General features: G+C 68.0%; 15 protein-coding genes. 11 read left to right on the top strand and 4 right to left on the bottom strand.

The features are described from left to right. Window position 1: 1 nt before the first annotated feature. The 8 genes from BLV94_RS22435 (at window position 2) to BLV94_RS22400 (ending at window position 8,729) form a co-directional block, all read left to right on the top strand. Entirely contained in the window at window positions 2–886 is an 885-nt protein-coding gene (locus tag BLV94_RS22435; protein ID WP_072939179.1) for an LLM class flavin-dependent oxidoreductase, read from the top strand. Between the two features lie 104 nt (window positions 887–990). Then, window positions 991–3,180, top strand: a complete 2,190-nt coding sequence (gene treS, locus BLV94_RS22430) for a maltose alpha-D-glucosyltransferase (RefSeq protein WP_072939177.1) — start codon at window positions 991–993, stop codon at window positions 3,178–3,180. Window positions 3,181–3,253: 73 nt separating this feature from the next. Continuing rightward, window positions 3,254–3,997, top strand: coding sequence for an SDR family oxidoreductase (locus BLV94_RS22425; protein WP_072939175.1), 744 nt, complete (start codon window positions 3,254–3,256; stop codon window positions 3,995–3,997). Between the two features lie 10 nt (window positions 3,998–4,007). After that, a complete protein-coding gene (locus BLV94_RS22420; RefSeq protein ID WP_072939172.1) occupies window positions 4,008–4,466 on the top strand; it encodes an RrF2 family transcriptional regulator in 459 nt (152 codons plus the stop codon). 57 nt (window positions 4,467–4,523) lie between these two features. Next, window positions 4,524–5,177, top strand: coding sequence for a hypothetical protein (locus BLV94_RS22415; RefSeq protein ID WP_072939553.1), 654 nt, complete (start codon window positions 4,524–4,526; stop codon window positions 5,175–5,177). 106 nt (window positions 5,178–5,283) lie between these two features. Beyond that, the gene (locus tag BLV94_RS22410; RefSeq protein WP_072939170.1) at window positions 5,284–6,822 is read left to right on the top strand and encodes an arylsulfatase; all 1,539 of its coding nucleotides are present in this window, start codon (window positions 5,284–5,286) and stop codon (window positions 6,820–6,822) included. Between the two features lie 5 nt (window positions 6,823–6,827). After that, complete coding sequence (locus BLV94_RS22405; protein ID WP_072939167.1) at window positions 6,828–7,769, top strand: HAD family hydrolase; 942 nt, start codon at window positions 6,828–6,830, stop codon at window positions 7,767–7,769. Between the two features lie 21 nt (window positions 7,770–7,790). Next, a complete protein-coding gene (locus tag BLV94_RS22400) occupies window positions 7,791–8,729 on the top strand; it encodes a formylglycine-generating enzyme family protein (RefSeq protein WP_072939164.1) in 939 nt (312 codons plus the stop codon). On the opposite strand, the gene BLV94_RS22395 is transcribed toward BLV94_RS22400, so the two are convergent. The 4 genes from BLV94_RS22395 to BLV94_RS22380 all read right to left on the bottom strand — a co-directional run bounded on the left by BLV94_RS22395 (window position 8,721) and on the right by BLV94_RS22380 (window position 13,072). Continuing rightward, window positions 8,721–9,068, bottom strand: coding sequence for a YidH family protein (locus BLV94_RS22395; protein WP_072939161.1), 348 nt, complete (start codon window positions 9,066–9,068; stop codon window positions 8,721–8,723). The two genes, BLV94_RS22400 and BLV94_RS22395, sit on opposite strands and share 9 nt — an antisense overlap. After that, window positions 9,065–10,552, bottom strand: a complete 1,488-nt coding sequence (locus BLV94_RS22390) for a protein kinase family protein (RefSeq protein ID WP_072939158.1) — start codon at window positions 10,550–10,552, stop codon at window positions 9,065–9,067. The genes BLV94_RS22395 and BLV94_RS22390 overlap by 4 nt, the downstream gene beginning before the upstream one ends. 138 nt (window positions 10,553–10,690) lie before the next feature. Beyond that, window positions 10,691–12,061 (bottom strand): amidase, encoded by a 1,371-nt coding sequence (locus tag BLV94_RS22385; RefSeq protein WP_072939155.1) that lies wholly within the window; start codon window positions 12,059–12,061, stop codon window positions 10,691–10,693. A gap of 36 nt (window positions 12,062–12,097) precedes the next feature. Further along, window positions 12,098–13,072, bottom strand: coding sequence for a D-2-hydroxyacid dehydrogenase (locus BLV94_RS22380; RefSeq protein ID WP_072939152.1), 975 nt, complete (start codon window positions 13,070–13,072; stop codon window positions 12,098–12,100). An 83-nt stretch (window positions 13,073–13,155) separates the two neighbouring features. Here BLV94_RS22380 and BLV94_RS22375 point away from each other — a divergent pair, with 83 nt between their 5' ends. The 3 genes from BLV94_RS22375 to BLV94_RS22365 are packed head-to-tail and all read left to right on the top strand — an operon-like array spanning window position 13,156 to window position 15,342. Then, on the top strand, window positions 13,156–13,896 hold the full coding sequence (locus tag BLV94_RS22375) for a maleate cis-trans isomerase family protein (protein WP_072939552.1): 741 nt from the start codon (window positions 13,156–13,158) through the stop codon (window positions 13,894–13,896). A 41-nt stretch (window positions 13,897–13,937) separates the two neighbouring features. Further along, on the top strand, window positions 13,938–14,678 hold the full coding sequence (locus tag BLV94_RS22370) for a maleate cis-trans isomerase family protein (RefSeq protein ID WP_072939149.1): 741 nt from the start codon (window positions 13,938–13,940) through the stop codon (window positions 14,676–14,678). Further along, window positions 14,665–15,342: a GntR family transcriptional regulator gene (locus BLV94_RS22365; protein WP_072939146.1), complete on the top strand. Its 678-nt coding sequence runs from the start codon at window positions 14,665–14,667 to the stop codon at window positions 15,340–15,342. Before BLV94_RS22370 ends, BLV94_RS22365 begins: the two co-directional genes overlap by 14 nt. Window positions 15,343–15,376 lie beyond the last annotated feature (34 nt).

The raw sequence follows: 15,376 nt of genomic DNA, 5'->3' as shown, positions 1-15,376 counted from the left end.
GATGACGAATGCGGTGCCGCGACTGGGCGTGACGTTCATCCCGGCGATCGAACCTGAGCGGTTGAGAGACTTCGCGCGGGTGGCCGAGAGCAGCGGCCTCGACGAGATCTGGTTGTGGGAAGACTGTTTCAAGGAGAGCGGCGTCGCGTCGGCGGCCGCGGCGCTCGCATGGACGGAACGAATCCACGTCGGCGTCGGGTTGATGCCCGCCCCGCTGCGTAACGTCGCGCTCACCGCGATGGAGATCGCCACGATGGCCCGGTTGTTTCCCGGCCGGGTGATCGCGGGTGTCGGACACGGGGTGCAGGACTGGATGGAGCAGGTGGGTGCCCGGGCCGGGTCGCCGATGACCCTGCTCGAGGAGTACTCGGTGGCGCTGCGGGCGCTGCTCGACGGCGAGTCTGTGAGCACCCGCGGGCGGTACGTTCGGCTCGACGACGTGACACTGGACTGGCCCCCGGCCGAGCGGGTGCCGCTGATGCTCGGCGGCGAAGGCCCCAAGTCGATCCGCCTGGCGGCACGGCTGGGTGACGGCAACCTCCTCCCGTCCGCGGTCGGCGACGACGACGTCCGCCGAACCCGCGACCTGATCGCGCAGGAGATCGGCGGCGACCGGGCCGCCTCGCATGACGTGGTCGTCCCGAAGATCGCCGCCACCGGCGACGGTGCGCAGCGACGGGTGGATGCGGAACTGGCGCGGTGGGAGAAACCGGCCGACGCAGGAATCGGCGTCGCGGGAGACGCGAACACCATCGCCGCGGAGGTGCGCAGACTCGCCGATCTGGGCGCGACGTCCGTGGCGATCACGCCGACCGAGGACGAACCGGATCTGCTGGGATTCGTCGAATTCGTCGGCCGGGACGTCACACCGCTGCTCGCCAGGTGATCGAGCCGTTTCCTCCCCAACTCCGCATGCCGGGCGGTCGTTTCCGTGGGACGGTGGACGGGTAGCCGACCGGTGCGGAGTCGACGAGATGACGACGGAGGACCATGAACCCCGAGATCCATCACGAGCCCAGCGAGATCAGCTACGACGAGCAGTTCTACCCGGCGCGTCCGCGGCCGTTGAAACCGTCGGTCCGCCGCGCGGCCAGGGTGGATGCGCAGTCGGGTGAACCGGTGCCGGACAACCCGAAGTATGTGGAGTGGCTGATCAACCAGTCGATCCTGCACGATGCGAAGTTGATCGCGGAGCAGTTGTCCGGCAAGGGCAGCATGTGGCAGAACCCGTATGCCGACCCCAATCCGCGGGCCGCGGTGGAGCGGGGTTCGGTGTGGTTCACGGCGTACCCGATCTCGATCATCACGGCGCCGGGCGCGAGTTTCCTGAGTTCGCTCGGCGACGAGTCGCTGTGGCAGGCGTTCTCCGACATCGGGGTGACGGCGGTGCACACGGGGCCGGTGAAGCAGGCCGGTGGGATCGACGGGTGGCGGGCCACGCCCTCGGTGGACGGCCACTTCGACCGCATCAGCATGCAGATCGACTCGGCGTTCGGGACGGAGGATGAGTTCCGCAAGCTCTGCGTCGTCGCCGCAGCGTACGACGGCATCGTCATCGACGACATCGTCCCCGGTCACACGGGTAAGGGCGCCGACTTCCGGCTCGCCGAGATGGCGCACGCCGACTATCCCGGCATCTATCACATGGTGGAGATCGAACAGCAGGACTGGCACCTGCTTCCCCGCGTGCCGGACGGCCGGGACGCGGTGAACATCGACGCCGACACCGAGGCGCAACTCGCCCGCGCCGGGTACATCATCGGGCAACTCCAGCGGGTCATCTTCTACGAACTCGGGGTGAAGGAGACCAACTGGAGTGTCACACCCGCGGTGATGGGGGTGGACGGCGTCGAGCGCAGGTGGGTGTATCTGCACTATTTCAAGGCGGGGCAGCCGTCGATCAACTGGCTCGATCCGTCGTTCGCGGGCATGCGCCTCGTCATCGGCGACGCATGCCATTCCATCGCGGACCTCGGCGCAGGCGCGCTCCGCCTGGACGCCAACGGTTTCCTCGGGGTGGAACGCCGCACCGAGGGACTCCCCGGCTGGTCGGAGGGGCACCCGCTGTCGGAGGCGGCGAATCACCTCATCGCCAGCATCGTGCGGAAGATGGGCGGATTCACGTTCCAGGAGTTGAACCTCACCATCGACGACATCAAGGCGATGGGCACGACCGGCGCCGACCTGTCGTACGACTTCATCAATCGCCCCGCCTACCATCACGCGCTGGTCATGGGGAACACCGAATTCCTCCGGTTGACGATGAACCTCGCCCGCGATCACGGCGTCGACGCGGCTTCGCTCGTCCATGCTCTGCAGAACCACGACGAGCTGACGTTCGAGCTGGTCCATTTCGCGACGCTGCACAAGGACGACGAGTTCGACTACGGCGGCGAGTCCGTCACCGGGTCGGACCTCGGCGACCGCATCCGCAAGGACCTCTGCGAGCGGCTCACCGGGCGGTGGGCGCCGTACAACCGCACGTTCACCACGAACGGGATCGCGTGCACGACAGCCAGTGTCATCACCGCCGCGCTGGGCATCCGCGACCTCGACCGGATGGACGCCGCCGACATCGACACCGTCAAGCAGGCCCACCTGCTGCTGGCGATGTTCAACGCACTCCAGCCGGGAGTGTTCGCTCTGTCGGGCTGGGACCTGTGCGGGTTGCTTCCCGTGCCGTCCGAGGACGTCGCCGATCTCCTCGCGGAGGGGGACACCCGCTGGATCAACCGGGGTGCGCACGACCTGATGGGCGTCAACCCGGACGCCGAACGGTCGGAGTCGGGCATTCCCCGCGGACACAGTCTGTACGGGAGTTTGCCTGTGCAACTGCAGGATCCGACGTCCTTCGCACGCCGCTTGGCCCGCATCATCAACATCCGGAACCGATTCGGCATCGCCACCGCCGTCCAGCTCGACGTGCCGACCGTGTCGCACAAGGGGCTGCTCGTGATGGTCCACGAACTGGCGGACGCGAGTCTGGAGGTCACGGTCCTCAACTTCACATCCGAGGAGATCGCCGCGACCGTCCAGTCGCAGTTCCTGCCCGCGGGCTCGCCCGCGGTCAACCTGTTCACCGACGAACAGATCGGCGCCGTGGACGAGCTGCACAGTTTCCCGATCACCCTCGCGCCGTACGAAGGCGTCCCCGTCGTGGTGCGGCCGGAATCGGCGTGATGCGGGCCTTGACTCGGACAACGCTTGTCGGAGTAAACTCGGATACGGCTTATCCGAGTAAAGGAGAGAAGACGTGAAGATCGTCATTTTCGGGAACGGACTGATCGGACGGCAGGTCGCGGCCACGCTCGGCGAGACCGGGCACGACGTCGTGGCACTCGGCCGCGCCGACGGAATCGACACGACCACCGGCAAGGGCGTCGCGGAGGCCGTCGCGGGAGCCGACGCGGTGGTGGACCTGACCAACTCGCCGTCGTGGGCGGACGACGACGTCCTGGCGTTTTTCCGGGACTCGACGAAGCACATGCTCGCCGCCGAGGAGGCCGCCGGCGTCGGGCACCACGTGGTCCTGTCGATCGTCGGCGCCGACCGGCTTCCCGACTCGGGATACCTGCGGGCCAAGGTCGCACAGGAAGACGTGGTCAAGGCGGGCCCGGTGCCCTACTCGATCGTGCGATCGACCCAGTTCTTCGAGTTCATCGCGGGCATCGCCGACGCCGGGACCGTCGGCGACACGGTGCACGCGACGCCGGCGCACCTGCAGCCCATCGCCTCGCGTGACGTCGTGTCGCGGGTGGCGGAGGTCGCCGCAGGCGCCCCGTTGAACGGCACCGTCGAGATCGCCGGTCCCGAGCCGCTGGGCATCGACGAACTGGTGCGCCGGCTGTTCGCGTCGACCGGAGACAAGCGGTCCGTGACGACCGATCCCGCCGCCGGCTACTTCGGTGCGCAACTCGACGACGCGGCCATCACGCCGACACCCGGCGCCGGCGCCTGGATCGCCCCGACCACCCTGGACGAATGGTTGCGCAAATAGGGTCGTGAGCATGAAGATTTCCGGTGGTGTGGAGTGGTCGCTCCACTGCTGCGTCGTGCTCAGCCAGGCCGAGGGTCCGGTGCCGACCGCGCGGCTGGCAGACCTGCACGGGGTGTCGAAGTCCTATCTCGCCAAGCACCTGCAGTCGCTGGCACGGGCCGGCCTCGTCCACCCGACCGAGGGCCGCGACGGCGGGTACGTCCTCACCCGTGCCCCCGGCGACATCACGGTGCTCGACGTCGTGCAGGCGGTCGACGGCGCGGCACCGGCGTTTCGGTGCACGGAGATCCGGCAGCAGGGGCTGCTCGCCGCGCCACCGGAACAGTGCACAACCCCCTGCGGCATCGCGAAGGTCATGGCCGACGCCGAGCGTGCGTGGCGGGACACCCTGTCGGGTGTGACGATCGCCGATCTGGCGGCCACGCTGGACGTCACCGTTCTCAAAGCGACACTGGCGGCTTCCGGGTAGCTGCTCGACCGGCGGTCCCTGTTGCCCCGGACCGCGACCGCGGCGAAGACTGATCTCATGGCCGGCACACGGGGCGATGCCGAGTACCACCGGCTGCGGACCCCACGGGCCGCAGCCGTCGCCGGTGTCGTCTTCGGCGTCCTGTTCGCCTCCAGCATCGTCCTGCTGCGCAGCGCACTGCCGGGCGCCGCGGGCACCCCGTGGGTGAGTCACCAGACGCAGATCACGGCGGCCCTGGTCCTCGCGCCCTTCGCGGGCATCGCGTTCCTGTGGTTCATCGGCGTCATTCGCGACCGGCTCGGAGAACTCGAAGACCGATTCTTCTCGACCGTCTTCCTGGGCAGTGGGCTGTTGTTCCTCGCGACGACCTTCGTGTCGATGGCCCTCGCCGGTGGAATGCTCGCCATATCCCGGCTGCCGACCGCTCCGCAGAACGACCTGGTCTACTTCGGCCGCGAGGTGATGTTGCACGTGAACAACGTGTACGGGGTGCGCATGGCCGGGGTGTTCATGATCTCGCTGGGGACCATCTGGCTGCGCACCGGGCTGATGCCGCGTTGGCTGGCCGTCGCCACCTACGTGCTGTCACTCACGCTCCTGGTGGTCGTCAGCTTCAGTCTCTGGGTGACGCTGGTGTTTCCGGTGTGGGTGATGGTGATCAGCGTGTACATCCTGGCCGTGGACCGACCGGCGTCCGTGCCGCCGGACTGACGCAGGTCGGCGGCACGAGGTTCTCACCCGGCGCGGGTGATGTGGCCGGGACGTACGGCGAGCATCGTCAGGACTGCGATTCCCCCGATGATGCGAGGAGAGACAGATGACGGACCCGAAGCCGAACATCCTGGTCATCTGGGGCGACGACATCGGTATCACCAATCTCAGCTGCTACAGCGATGGCCTGATGGGGTACCGCACACCGAACATCGACCGTCTCGCCGACGAAGGTATGAAGTTCACCGACTCCTACGGCGAACAGAGTTGCACGGCGGGCCGGGCGTCGTTCATCACCGGGCAGAGCGTGTACCGAACCGGCATGAGCAAGGTGGGAATCCCGGGAGTCGACGTCGGATTGTCGCCGGAGGACCCCACCATCGCCGAGCTGCTCAAGCCCCTCGGATACGCCACCGGACAGTTCGGAAAGAACCATCTCGGCGACTTGAACAAGTATCTGCCGACCGTGCACGGGTTCGACGAGTTCTTCGGCAACCTCTATCACCTCAACGCGGAGGAAGAACCCGAGCTCCCCGATTATCCCAGCGCGCAGGACTATCCCAAACTGCACGAGGTGATGATGCCGCGCGGCGTCCTCCATTGCTGGGCCACCGAGGAAGATGCCGGCGAGGTCGATCCGCGGTACGGGCCGTTCGGGAAGCAGCGCATCGAGGACACCGGGCCGCTGACCAAGAAGCGCATGGAGACCATCGACGACGAGACGGTATCCGCGGCAATCGACTTCATCACGCGGCAGAAGGAAGCGGACACCCCGTTCTTCGTGTGGATGAACACCACGCACATGCACCTGCGGACCCACACCAAACCGGAGAGCGTCGGGCAGGCCGGGCACTGGCAGTCGCCCTACCACGACACCATGATCGATCACGACAGGCACGTCGGCCAACTGCTGGACGCCGTCGACGAACTCGGGCTCGCCGAGAACACCATCGTCATCTACAGCACCGACAACGGTCCCCACGCGAACACCTGGCCGGACGGCGCGACCACCCCGTTCCGCAGCGAGAAGGACACCAACTGGGAGGGTGCGTTCCGCGTCCCAGAGGTGATCCGCTGGCCGGGCAAGATTCCCGCCGGCGTCGTATCCAACGAGATCGTTCAGCACCACGACTGGCTTCCCACCTTCCTCGCCGCCGCGGGTGCGCCCGAGATCGTCGAGAAACTGAAGAGCGGTCACGACGCCGGCGGCAAGAGGTTCAAGGCGCACATCGACGGCTACAACCTGCTGCCGTATCTCACCGGTGAGGTCGACAAGTCCCCGCGCCGGGGCATGGTCTATTTCTCCGACGACTGCGACGTGCTGGGCATCCGTTTCGACAACTGGAAGATCGTGTTCATGGAGCAGCGGGCGCAGGGCACCCTCGGACTGTGGGCGGAGCCGTTCACTCCACTGCGGCTACCGAAACTGTTCAACCTGCGCACCGACCCGTTCGAGCGGGCCGATATCACGTCGAACACCTATTGGGACTGGTTCCTCGACCACGACTACATCGCGATCTACGGAACGGTCATCACGACTCAATTCCTCGAGACGTTCAAGGAATTTCCTCCGCGGCAGGAGCCGGCAAGCTTCACGATCGACCACGCGGTGGCGAAGCTGCACGCCTTCCTGTCGAAGGACTGACCGGGATGGGTGCCGGACTGGGTGGTTCCTGGGCGGACGGATCGACGCGGTCCGCGATCGAGGACTTCGTCGGACGGGTAACGGCGCGCGGGCCGGACTTCGTCGAGCCTGCGGACCGGGTCGCCGTTTTCGACAACGACGGCACACTGTGGTGCGAGAAGCCGATGCCGATCCAACTCGACTTCACGATCCGGCGCTTGGCGGAAATGGCCGCTGCCGATCCCGATCTGCAGCAGACGCAGCCCTGGCAGGCCGCGCACGAGCACGACCTGAAATGGCTCGGCGCCGCGATGGTCAAGCATTATCACGGCGACGACGCGGATCTGAAGCTGTTGATGGGTGCGATCACCCGGGCGTTCGACGAGGTCAGCGTCGAGGACTACGACGCCCGCGTCACCGCATTCTTCGACGGGGCGGACCATCCGACGCTCGGTCGACCGTACCGGGGCTGCGGATACGCACCGATGGTCGAACTGCTGCGCTACCTGGAGGCGAACGGATTCACGATCTACCTCGCGTCCGGCGGTGACCGGGACTTCATGCGCCCGATCGCAGGGCAGCTCTACGGGGTGCCGCCGGAACGGATCATCGGCAGCGCACTCGGCCTCTCCTACCGCGCCGAGGAAGGCCGGACGGAGCTGCTCTACAAGGCGGCGATGGACTTCTTCGACGACGGACCGGAGAAACCGGTCCGGATCTGGAGCAGGATCGGGCGTCGGCCGATCCTGTCGGTCGGCAACTCCAACGGCGACCTGCCGATGCTGGCGTTCTCCGGGCTGCCCGACCGCCCGTCCCTGCGGGTGCTGATCCTGCACGACGACGCCGATCGCGAATTCGACTACGTCGCCGGCGCCGAGCAGGCCCTCGAAGAGGCACGAGCAAACAACTGGACCGTGGTAAGCATGAAGAACGATTGGACGAGCGTCTTCTCGCCGGCAGTCACCTGAGCAGTCGGAAGGGGAGACTTCGTGGATACCGTGACCGTTTCCGACGTCCGTCGCATCCCCGCCCAGACGTTCACCATGGGCTCGGATCGGCACTATCCGGAAGAGGGTCCGGCGCATCGGGTGGCGGTCGACGCGTTCGCGATCGAGGCGTACCAGGTCACCAACGAACAGTTCACGACGTTCGTGCGGGACACCGGTTACGTCACGGTCGCCGAGCGTCCGCTGAACCCCGCCGACTTTCCGGGGGCTCCGGCGGAGAACCTGCAACCCGGATCGATGGTGTTCACTCCCACCCGCGGGCCGGTCGATCTCCGTCACCTGAGCCAGTGGTGGACCTGGACGGTCGGCGCGTCCTGGCACCGCCCCACCGGACCGGCGTCGACGATCGCCGGCCGTGAACGGCATCCCGTCGTCCACGTCGCCCACGAGGACGCGGCCGCGTACGCACAGTGGGCCGGACGGTCCCTCCCCACCGAGGCGCAGTGGGAGGCCGCGGCGCGCGGCGGTCTCGACCAGGCCGAATTCACCTGGGGCGACATCCCGGACGCCGAGTCCCCGCCGCCGGCGAACTACTGGCACGGGGACTTCCCGTGGCGCGCCGACCCCGGGTACGGCACCACGACCGCCGTCGGTAGTTATCGGCCCAACGACTACGGTCTGTTCGACATGGCGGGAAACGTGTGGGAGTGGACCGCCGACTGGTACGCCGATCGGCACGACGACACCGCGCAGTCGTGCTGTGCGCCACGCAATCCGCGTGGACCCGGCATGGCGGAGAGCTTCGACCCGCGTCAACCCCAGTTCCGGGTTCCGCGGCGAGTGATCAAGGGTGGATCGTTCCTCTGCGCAGACATCTACTGCCGCCGATACCGGCCCGCGGCCCGGCGGCCGCAGATGGTCGACACCGGGATGAGCCACATCGGATTCCGCTGCGTCGAGGCCGCGCCGGGGTCAGAGTAGAACCAGCACGGCGAGGAGCGCGAGCAGTGTGACGACGCTGGAGGTGACGACGGCGGCGAACGTCGCCGGCGCGAATACCCCGGATTCGATCTGCCTGGTGATGACCCGGTATCGGTAGGTGCCGTAGGCGGATACCAGCAGGCCCGCGCCGATCAGAATGAATCCGGCGGCAATGGCGTGGTCGCCGCGGTGCGGGGCGAACTTCGCCACCGCCACACCGAGTGCGGCGACACTGATGCCGGTGCGATGCCACGCGAGATAGGTGCGCTCGTTCGCGAGGTGGTCGCGCGCGGTGCTTCCCGTGTTCGGCTGGGTGGGGCCGAAGATGTCGCGACTCATGCGCCGCCGCCCAGGAACCCGATCTCCGACAGGCTCGACTGGAATCCGGATTCGACCGGGGACAGGCCCGAGATCCACACGAGGACGCGGGTGGTGGGTGCGGGCGTGCGGGCGGCGATCCGGGTGACTCCGGGCGCGAGCGTGGCGGCGCCGAGCAACTGGGTGTGGCCGATGTTGGCCCAGGCGGCGGGCGCGGTCCGGATCTCGACCCTGGTGCCCGGCGTCGGTGATTCGATCCAGACGGTCCGCAGATCGACGGGCTTGGGGAACGACACGATCAGGCCCACTCCGCCCTTCGTCGGCGGCAATTGCTGCGGGTAGCGGTCGGTGGCCCAGAACGTTGCCGGGTTCGCGTCGACCGCGAGCGACGCCCTCGTCCCGTTGTCCGGGAAGTGCTGGGGGGAGTAGACGGTCGCGGACGACGGGATCAGCGGTACCGGGTCGGGTTCCGGCGCGGGCACGATCTCGCTGAGCGTGCTGTCCGCGACAGCCGCGGGCGGTGCGTCCGACGCGGTGAACGAGGTGCCGATCGCCCACCCGGCGGCGCCGAGGGCGACGACCACGGCGAGTGCAGCGCTCATCGCGGGAAGCGGCGCCCTCGATCGGGCCGACCGGTCGTCGGCCTTCGGGCGGACCTTCTTCTTCGGGGCGAACGCGGGAGCCGACCGAGCCCGCGCGTCCGCCAGCATCCGGTCGAGGGCGTCGACCACCGCCTGCGCGGTGTCCATCCCGGGTCGCCGGGTGAGCGCGTTGACGGCCACGTCGGACAGTCGCCGGGGAATCGTGGGCCGCACCCGATGCGGCGGGACGACGGAACCGTCACCCCGACGACCGGCGGGGGGCAGTCCGGCCGCGTGGGTCTCGCCGGACGAAGGCAGCGGCCACGTGCCGAGCAACAGTGCGTACAGCAGCGCGCCGAGGCCGGCGACGTCGTCGGCCGTGCTCGCAGCGGCGAGGGTGGCGGGGAAGGCGAGGACCGCGAGTCCTTCCCGGGAGATCCGCACCCGGTTGGGATGATCGAGTGAGATGCGGGCACCGAAATGGTGCGCGTCCGCGGTGGCGGCGGCGAGGTCGCGCACGATGCGCGCGGCGTCCAGCGGCCGCGGAACCGTGCGCGCGATATCCGCGAGACGCCATCCGGGCGTCCATTCCGCGACCACGGCGATCCGGTCGCCGACCACCGCGATGTCGTAGACCTGCGCGATCCGCCCCTCGTGGCTGAAGCTGGTGCCGGTGGTGTTCCGGCAGAACCGCGCCACCGGATCCGGGCGGGTGTCGGTGTCGCGGAGGTGCGCCGAGTCGACGAGGCTGAGCGAGACGTCCCTGCACAGTTCGGTGTCGTGCGCGTGCCACCACTGCACCCAGTCGGGTCCGGCGAATCGTCCGAGGAGTGTGTATCGAGTGGCGACGACCATGCCCGGGGCGAACGGATCCCGGTCCTGCGGCGAATGCGGCGGGACCCCGGACACCGGCATTGCTGTCATCTACTCTCCCGGGCTCTCCTCGACCCCGAAAACTTCTGTCAGGCAACTGTCGCCCGGCAGCAGAGCAGATGTTCGGAGCACCGGGCCCAGTTCTAATCATCCTCGGATGCAGCGCGAATCGGGTGCTTTTCGGCCGACCTAGCCGAGGACGTGCTCCGCGTACCGTGCGACCGCGAGCACGAGGTCGTCCGAATGCCGGGGGCCGATGATCTGCAGGCCCACCGGCAGACCCGCCGCGGTGCGACCGATCGGGATGCTGATCGCCGGCTGCTGGGTCAGGTTGAACGGGTACGTGAACGGCGTCCACTGCGGCCAGCCGGTGAGGTCGCTGCCCGGCGGGACGTCGTGGCCCGCCTCGAAAGCCGGAATGGGGACGGTGGGTGTGAGCAGGACATTGTGCGTCAGATGGAATTTGCCCATCGTGATGCCGATGTCCGCGGCGACCGCGCGAGCGTCGAGATACTCGACCGCGCTGAACTTCTCGCCTCGTTCCCAGACCTTGCCGAGGCCCGGGTCGACCTTGTCGCGTGCCCCCTCCGGGAAATTCTTCAGCATGGCGGCGGCCCCGGCCGCCCACAACAGTTCGAAGGCGTCGATCGGATCGCCGAACCCGGGGTCGGCGGCGGTGACCGGCAGGCCCGCCGCGTCGATGGCCTGCACCGCCCGGTCGACGATCGCCCGGACCTCCGGATCGACGGTCACGTAGCCGAGTGTGGGGGAGTAGGCGACGCCGAGTCCGACCACGTCGCGGCCGATTTCGCCGCGGAAGGTGGTCGGGGACGGCGCGAGCGACGTCGGGTCGCGCGGGTCGGGCAACGCCAGGATGTCCATCAGCAGCGCCGCGTCCTCGACCGTGCGGGTGATCGGGCCGGCGTGCGCCAGCGGCCCGAACGGGCTCGCCGGGAACAGGGGGATCCGGCCGTGGGTGGGCTTGAAACCGACGACGCCGCAGAACGACGCGGGGATCCGCACACTGCCGCCGCCGTCGGTGCCGACGGAGCAGGGACCGAGACCCGCGGCGACCGCCGCGGCACTGCCGCCCGAAGAACCGCCGGCCGTCTTGGTCGGGTCGGCGGGGTTGCGGGTGATGCCGCACAGAGCGCTGTCGGTGACGGCCTTCCAGGCGATCTCGGGGGTTGTGGTCTTGCCGAGGAACACCATCCCGTCCTCGCGCAGCCGGGCGGCGACGGGACTGTCGACGTCCCACGGCTGGTCCTCGTCGACGGCCTGCGATCCGCGGAGCGTCGGCCAGCCGTCGGTGAGGAAGATGTCCTTGATGGAGATCGGGACGCCGTCGAGCAGTCCCTTGGAGTAGCCGGTGTTCCAGCGCTCCTCGGACTTCCGGGCCTGCGCGAGCGCCCGCTCCTCGTCGACGAGGCAGTACGAGTTGATGGCGCGATCACGCTCGGTGATGGCGTCGAGCATCGCCTGCGTCGCCTCCACCGGCGAAAGTTCTCCGGACGAGTAGGCCGTGACCAGTTCGACGGCGGTCATGTCGGTGGGATTCATGAGAACTCCTTCAGCCTGGACGTTCGGGCCCTGTCATCATCGGCTCGGTACGTACCCGAGGTGCTTGTCAACTACGTTCTCGAGCGGGTACCCCGTCACCCAGCGTTCGAAATTGTCGGTGAACACGGTGATGAGGTCGTCGCGCCAGCCGGCGAAGTCGCCCGAATTGTGGGGCGTGATCGACACGTTCGTCATGTCCCAGAGCGGATGGTCCGCGGGGAGCGGTTCCGTGTCGAACACGTCGAGCGCGGCGCCCGCGATCGTTCCCGCCCGCAGCGCGGCGACGAGGTCGTCGGTGCGCACGAGCTCACCCCGTCCGACGTTGACGAACCGCGCGCCCGGCTTCATAGCGGCGAACGTCGTATCGCGGAACAGGTGACGGGTCTGCTCGGTGAGCGGGGCCACCGCGATCACGTAATCGGCGGCCGCGAGTTGCTCCGGGAGATCTTCGGTGGCGGTGACCGTCCCGAAGTCGGGATCGGCGTCGCGGGCGGTGCGACCCGAACCGCTGACCTTCATCCCCGCTGCGCGGAGAAGTCGGGCGGTGGCGCGGCCGATGGGGCCGGTGCCGACGATCAGGGCGGTGCGGCCCGCGATCCGCTCGGATTCGCGGTGCTGCCACGTGTGGGACTGCTGCAGTCGCAGCGAACCCGGCAGATCCTTCGCGAACGCGAGGATCTGCGCGAGCACGTACTCGGCGATCGCGCCGTCGAACACGCCCCGGGAGTTGGTGATCGTGACGTCGCTGTCGCGGGCCTCGGGGAACATGACGGGATCGACGCCGGCCGCGGCGATGTGCAGCCACTGCAGGGAACCGGCGGCATGCCACGCTCCGGGCACCGCATCGGTGAGGAAGTCGTAGAGAAACAGCACGTCCGCGCCGTCGAGGGCGTCGCTCAGCCCCGCCTTGCCGGTGTAGCGAACTTCGGCACGGGTCGCGACCGGTGCCATGAGTTCGTCGCTCGGCAGAACGTGGGCATGTAGCACCGCGACGATCGGGTTCCGACTCACGTTGACACCGTAAGAGTAACTCGTATGATTGTCAACAATCTGATAATGCTCGGGCGCGGCCGAATCGAAGGTGAGGCCTGGTGTTGGAACTGAACATTCCCGAATTCGAGGGGCCGATCGCGCAACGGGGAATAGGCATCATCGCCCCGTTCGACCTGGCGCTCGAACGTGAACTGTGGCGTTGGGCTCCCCTCGAGGTGAGCCTGCATCTGGCGCGCACGCCGTACGAACCCGTGCCCGTCAGCCTGGAGATGGCCGAACTCGTGTCCGAGCGAAGACACCTCATGGCGGCGACGCGCGACGTCCTGCACGTCGAGCCGGAGGTCGTGGCGTATCTGTGCACGTCGGGAAGTTTCATCAAGGGCCTCGAATACGAGCGGACGCTGTGCGACGCGATCTGCGAGGCCGGCGCCCTGCACGCGGTCACCACGTCCGGGGCGCTGGTCGAGGCGATCGAGCACCTCGAGCTGAGCAGGCTGTCGGTGATCACGCCGTACGACGCCCCGCTGACCGAACGGTTGCACGCGTTCCTGAACGAGGCCGGCACCGAGGTGGTGCGCTCCGATCACCTCGGGCTCGGCGGCGGCATCTGGAAGGTCAACTACCGCACGATCGCCGAGCGGATCATCGCGGCGGACGACCCCCGGTCGGAGGCGATCTTCGTCAGCTGCACCAACCTGCCGACCTACGACGTCATCGCGCCGCTCGAACAGGAACTCGGCAAACCGGTGCTCACCGCCAACCAGCTCACCATCTGGGCCTGTCTGGGCCGGATGAAACTCCCCATGACGGGGCCCGGGAAGTGGCTCCGCAACGTCTTCTGACATCAGCCCACACGACCCTCACGACGGAACGAGGAGAACGCATGACGAGCACGCCGACCCCCACTGTGGGATTCATCTACCCGGACCACGCCGCCGAAGACGACTACCCCTTCGCCGCGGAGATGCTCGGAGTCGATCTGCCGGTCGTGCACATCTACGGCACCGACCTGCACGCCGTGCCCGAACTGCTCGACCTCGGTAGCCCCGAGAAACTCGCCGGCGGGGCCGCGCTGCTCGCCGGCGAGAAGCCGGACGCCGTCGTGTGGGCGTGCACGTCGGGCAGCTTCGTCTACGGCCCCGACGGCGCGAAGCAGCAGGCCGAGACGCTCGCCGCCGCCACCGGTGTGCCCACGTCCAGCACCAGTTTCGCGTTCGTCAACGCCCTGCACGCCCTGGGGATCACCCGGGTCGCGGTGGCCGCGAGCTACCCGGAGGACGTCGCGAAGCTGTTCGTCGAATTCCTCGCCGCCGCCGGCATCGAGGTGCTGTCGATGGCGAGCGCGGGGATCGACACCGCTGCCGAGGTCGGTCAGCTCAGCCCCGAATCCGTGGTGGAACTCGCGGTGGAGAACGACCACCCGGACGCCGAAGCCCTGCTCATCCCCGACACGGCCATGAGGACGCTGGGTGCGCTGAGTACTCTCGAGCAGCGCCTCGGCAAGCCGGTCCTCACGGCAAACCAGGTGACCATCTGGGAAGGCCTGCGTCTTGCAGGCCACACGGCGGTGCAACCGTCGTTAGGAACCTTGTTCGAGAAAGGCCACAGTCATGGCTCTGACTGACCTGGAACCCGTCAGTCGTCAATCGACTGCCGAATTCATCGCGGACCGCCTGCGGGTCGCCATCATGAAGGGTGCGCTCGAACCGGGTGCACAGCTGGGCGAGGCGGAACTGGCCGCGCATTTCCAGGTCTCGCGCGGACCCCTGCGCGAAGCCATGCAGAGGCTCGTGTCCGAGGGCATACTGCACAGCATCCGTCACCGCGGGATCTTCGTGACGGAACTGACCCTCGACGACGTCGTCGACGTGTACCGCAGCCGGTCGGTCATCGAGCGCGGGGCCCTCGAGATGATTCTCGCCGACGGTCGCCGGGAAGCCACCTACCTGGCGCTCGAACCCACCGTGCTCGTGATGCAGGCCGCGGCCGAGCGCGGCGACGCCGCCGCCGTGTCGGACGCAGATCAACAGTTCCACCAGATCCTGGTGGAGAGCGCGCAGAGCCCGCGGCTCATCCGCGCGGCGCGGACGCTGCTGATCGAGACCCGGATGTGCCTGGGTGCACTGCAGACCACGTACGACGACATTCGCGAGCAGGCGCAGGAACACGCGACCCTGCGCGAGGCGATCCGGTCGGGCACGGCTGACGAGGTGCAGAAACTGCTCGCCGAACACCTGGACGACGCCGTCCAGCGGCTCCGCGCCGATCAGAAGACTCTGTCGCCGTAGCGACAGTGAAGTAGAGGTAAGTGCCGAGGAGGGA

This window comes from Rhodococcus koreensis, from assembly GCF_900105905.1.
Lineage (GTDB): Bacteria > Actinomycetota > Actinomycetes > Mycobacteriales > Mycobacteriaceae > Rhodococcus_F > Rhodococcus_F koreensis.
Note: the sequence above shows the minus strand (reverse complement) of the source record. Positions and strands in the feature narration are given on the sequence as shown.

What these genes read in the sequence shown, in the direction of transcription:
- BLV94_RS22435 (WP_072939179.1), top strand. Translation starts at nt 2, where the DNA reads ATGACGAATGCGGTGCCGCGACTGGGCGTGACGTTCATCCCGGCGATC.
- BLV94_RS22405 (WP_072939167.1), top strand. Translation starts at nt 6,828, where the DNA reads ATGGGTGCCGGACTGGGTGGTTCCTGGGCGGACGGATCGACGCGGTCC.
- BLV94_RS22365 (WP_072939146.1), top strand. Translation starts at nt 14,665, where the DNA reads ATGGCTCTGACTGACCTGGAACCCGTCAGTCGTCAATCGACTGCCGAA.
- BLV94_RS22385 (WP_072939155.1), bottom strand. Translation starts at nt 12,061, where the DNA reads ATGAATCCCACCGACATGACCGCCGTCGAACTGGTCACGGCCTACTCG.
- BLV94_RS22415 (WP_072939553.1), top strand. Translation starts at nt 4,524, where the DNA reads ATGGCCGGCACACGGGGCGATGCCGAGTACCACCGGCTGCGGACCCCA.
- treS (WP_072939177.1), top strand. Translation starts at nt 991, where the DNA reads ATGAACCCCGAGATCCATCACGAGCCCAGCGAGATCAGCTACGACGAG.
- BLV94_RS22370 (WP_072939149.1), top strand. Translation starts at nt 13,938, where the DNA reads ATGACGAGCACGCCGACCCCCACTGTGGGATTCATCTACCCGGACCAC.
- BLV94_RS22395 (WP_072939161.1), bottom strand. Translation starts at nt 9,068, where the DNA reads ATGAGTCGCGACATCTTCGGCCCCACCCAGCCGAACACGGGAAGCACC.
- BLV94_RS22420 (WP_072939172.1), top strand. Translation starts at nt 4,008, where the DNA reads ATGAAGATTTCCGGTGGTGTGGAGTGGTCGCTCCACTGCTGCGTCGTG.
- BLV94_RS22410 (WP_072939170.1), top strand. Translation starts at nt 5,284, where the DNA reads ATGACGGACCCGAAGCCGAACATCCTGGTCATCTGGGGCGACGACATC.
- BLV94_RS22390 (WP_072939158.1), bottom strand. Translation starts at nt 10,552, where the DNA reads ATGACAGCAATGCCGGTGTCCGGGGTCCCGCCGCATTCGCCGCAGGAC.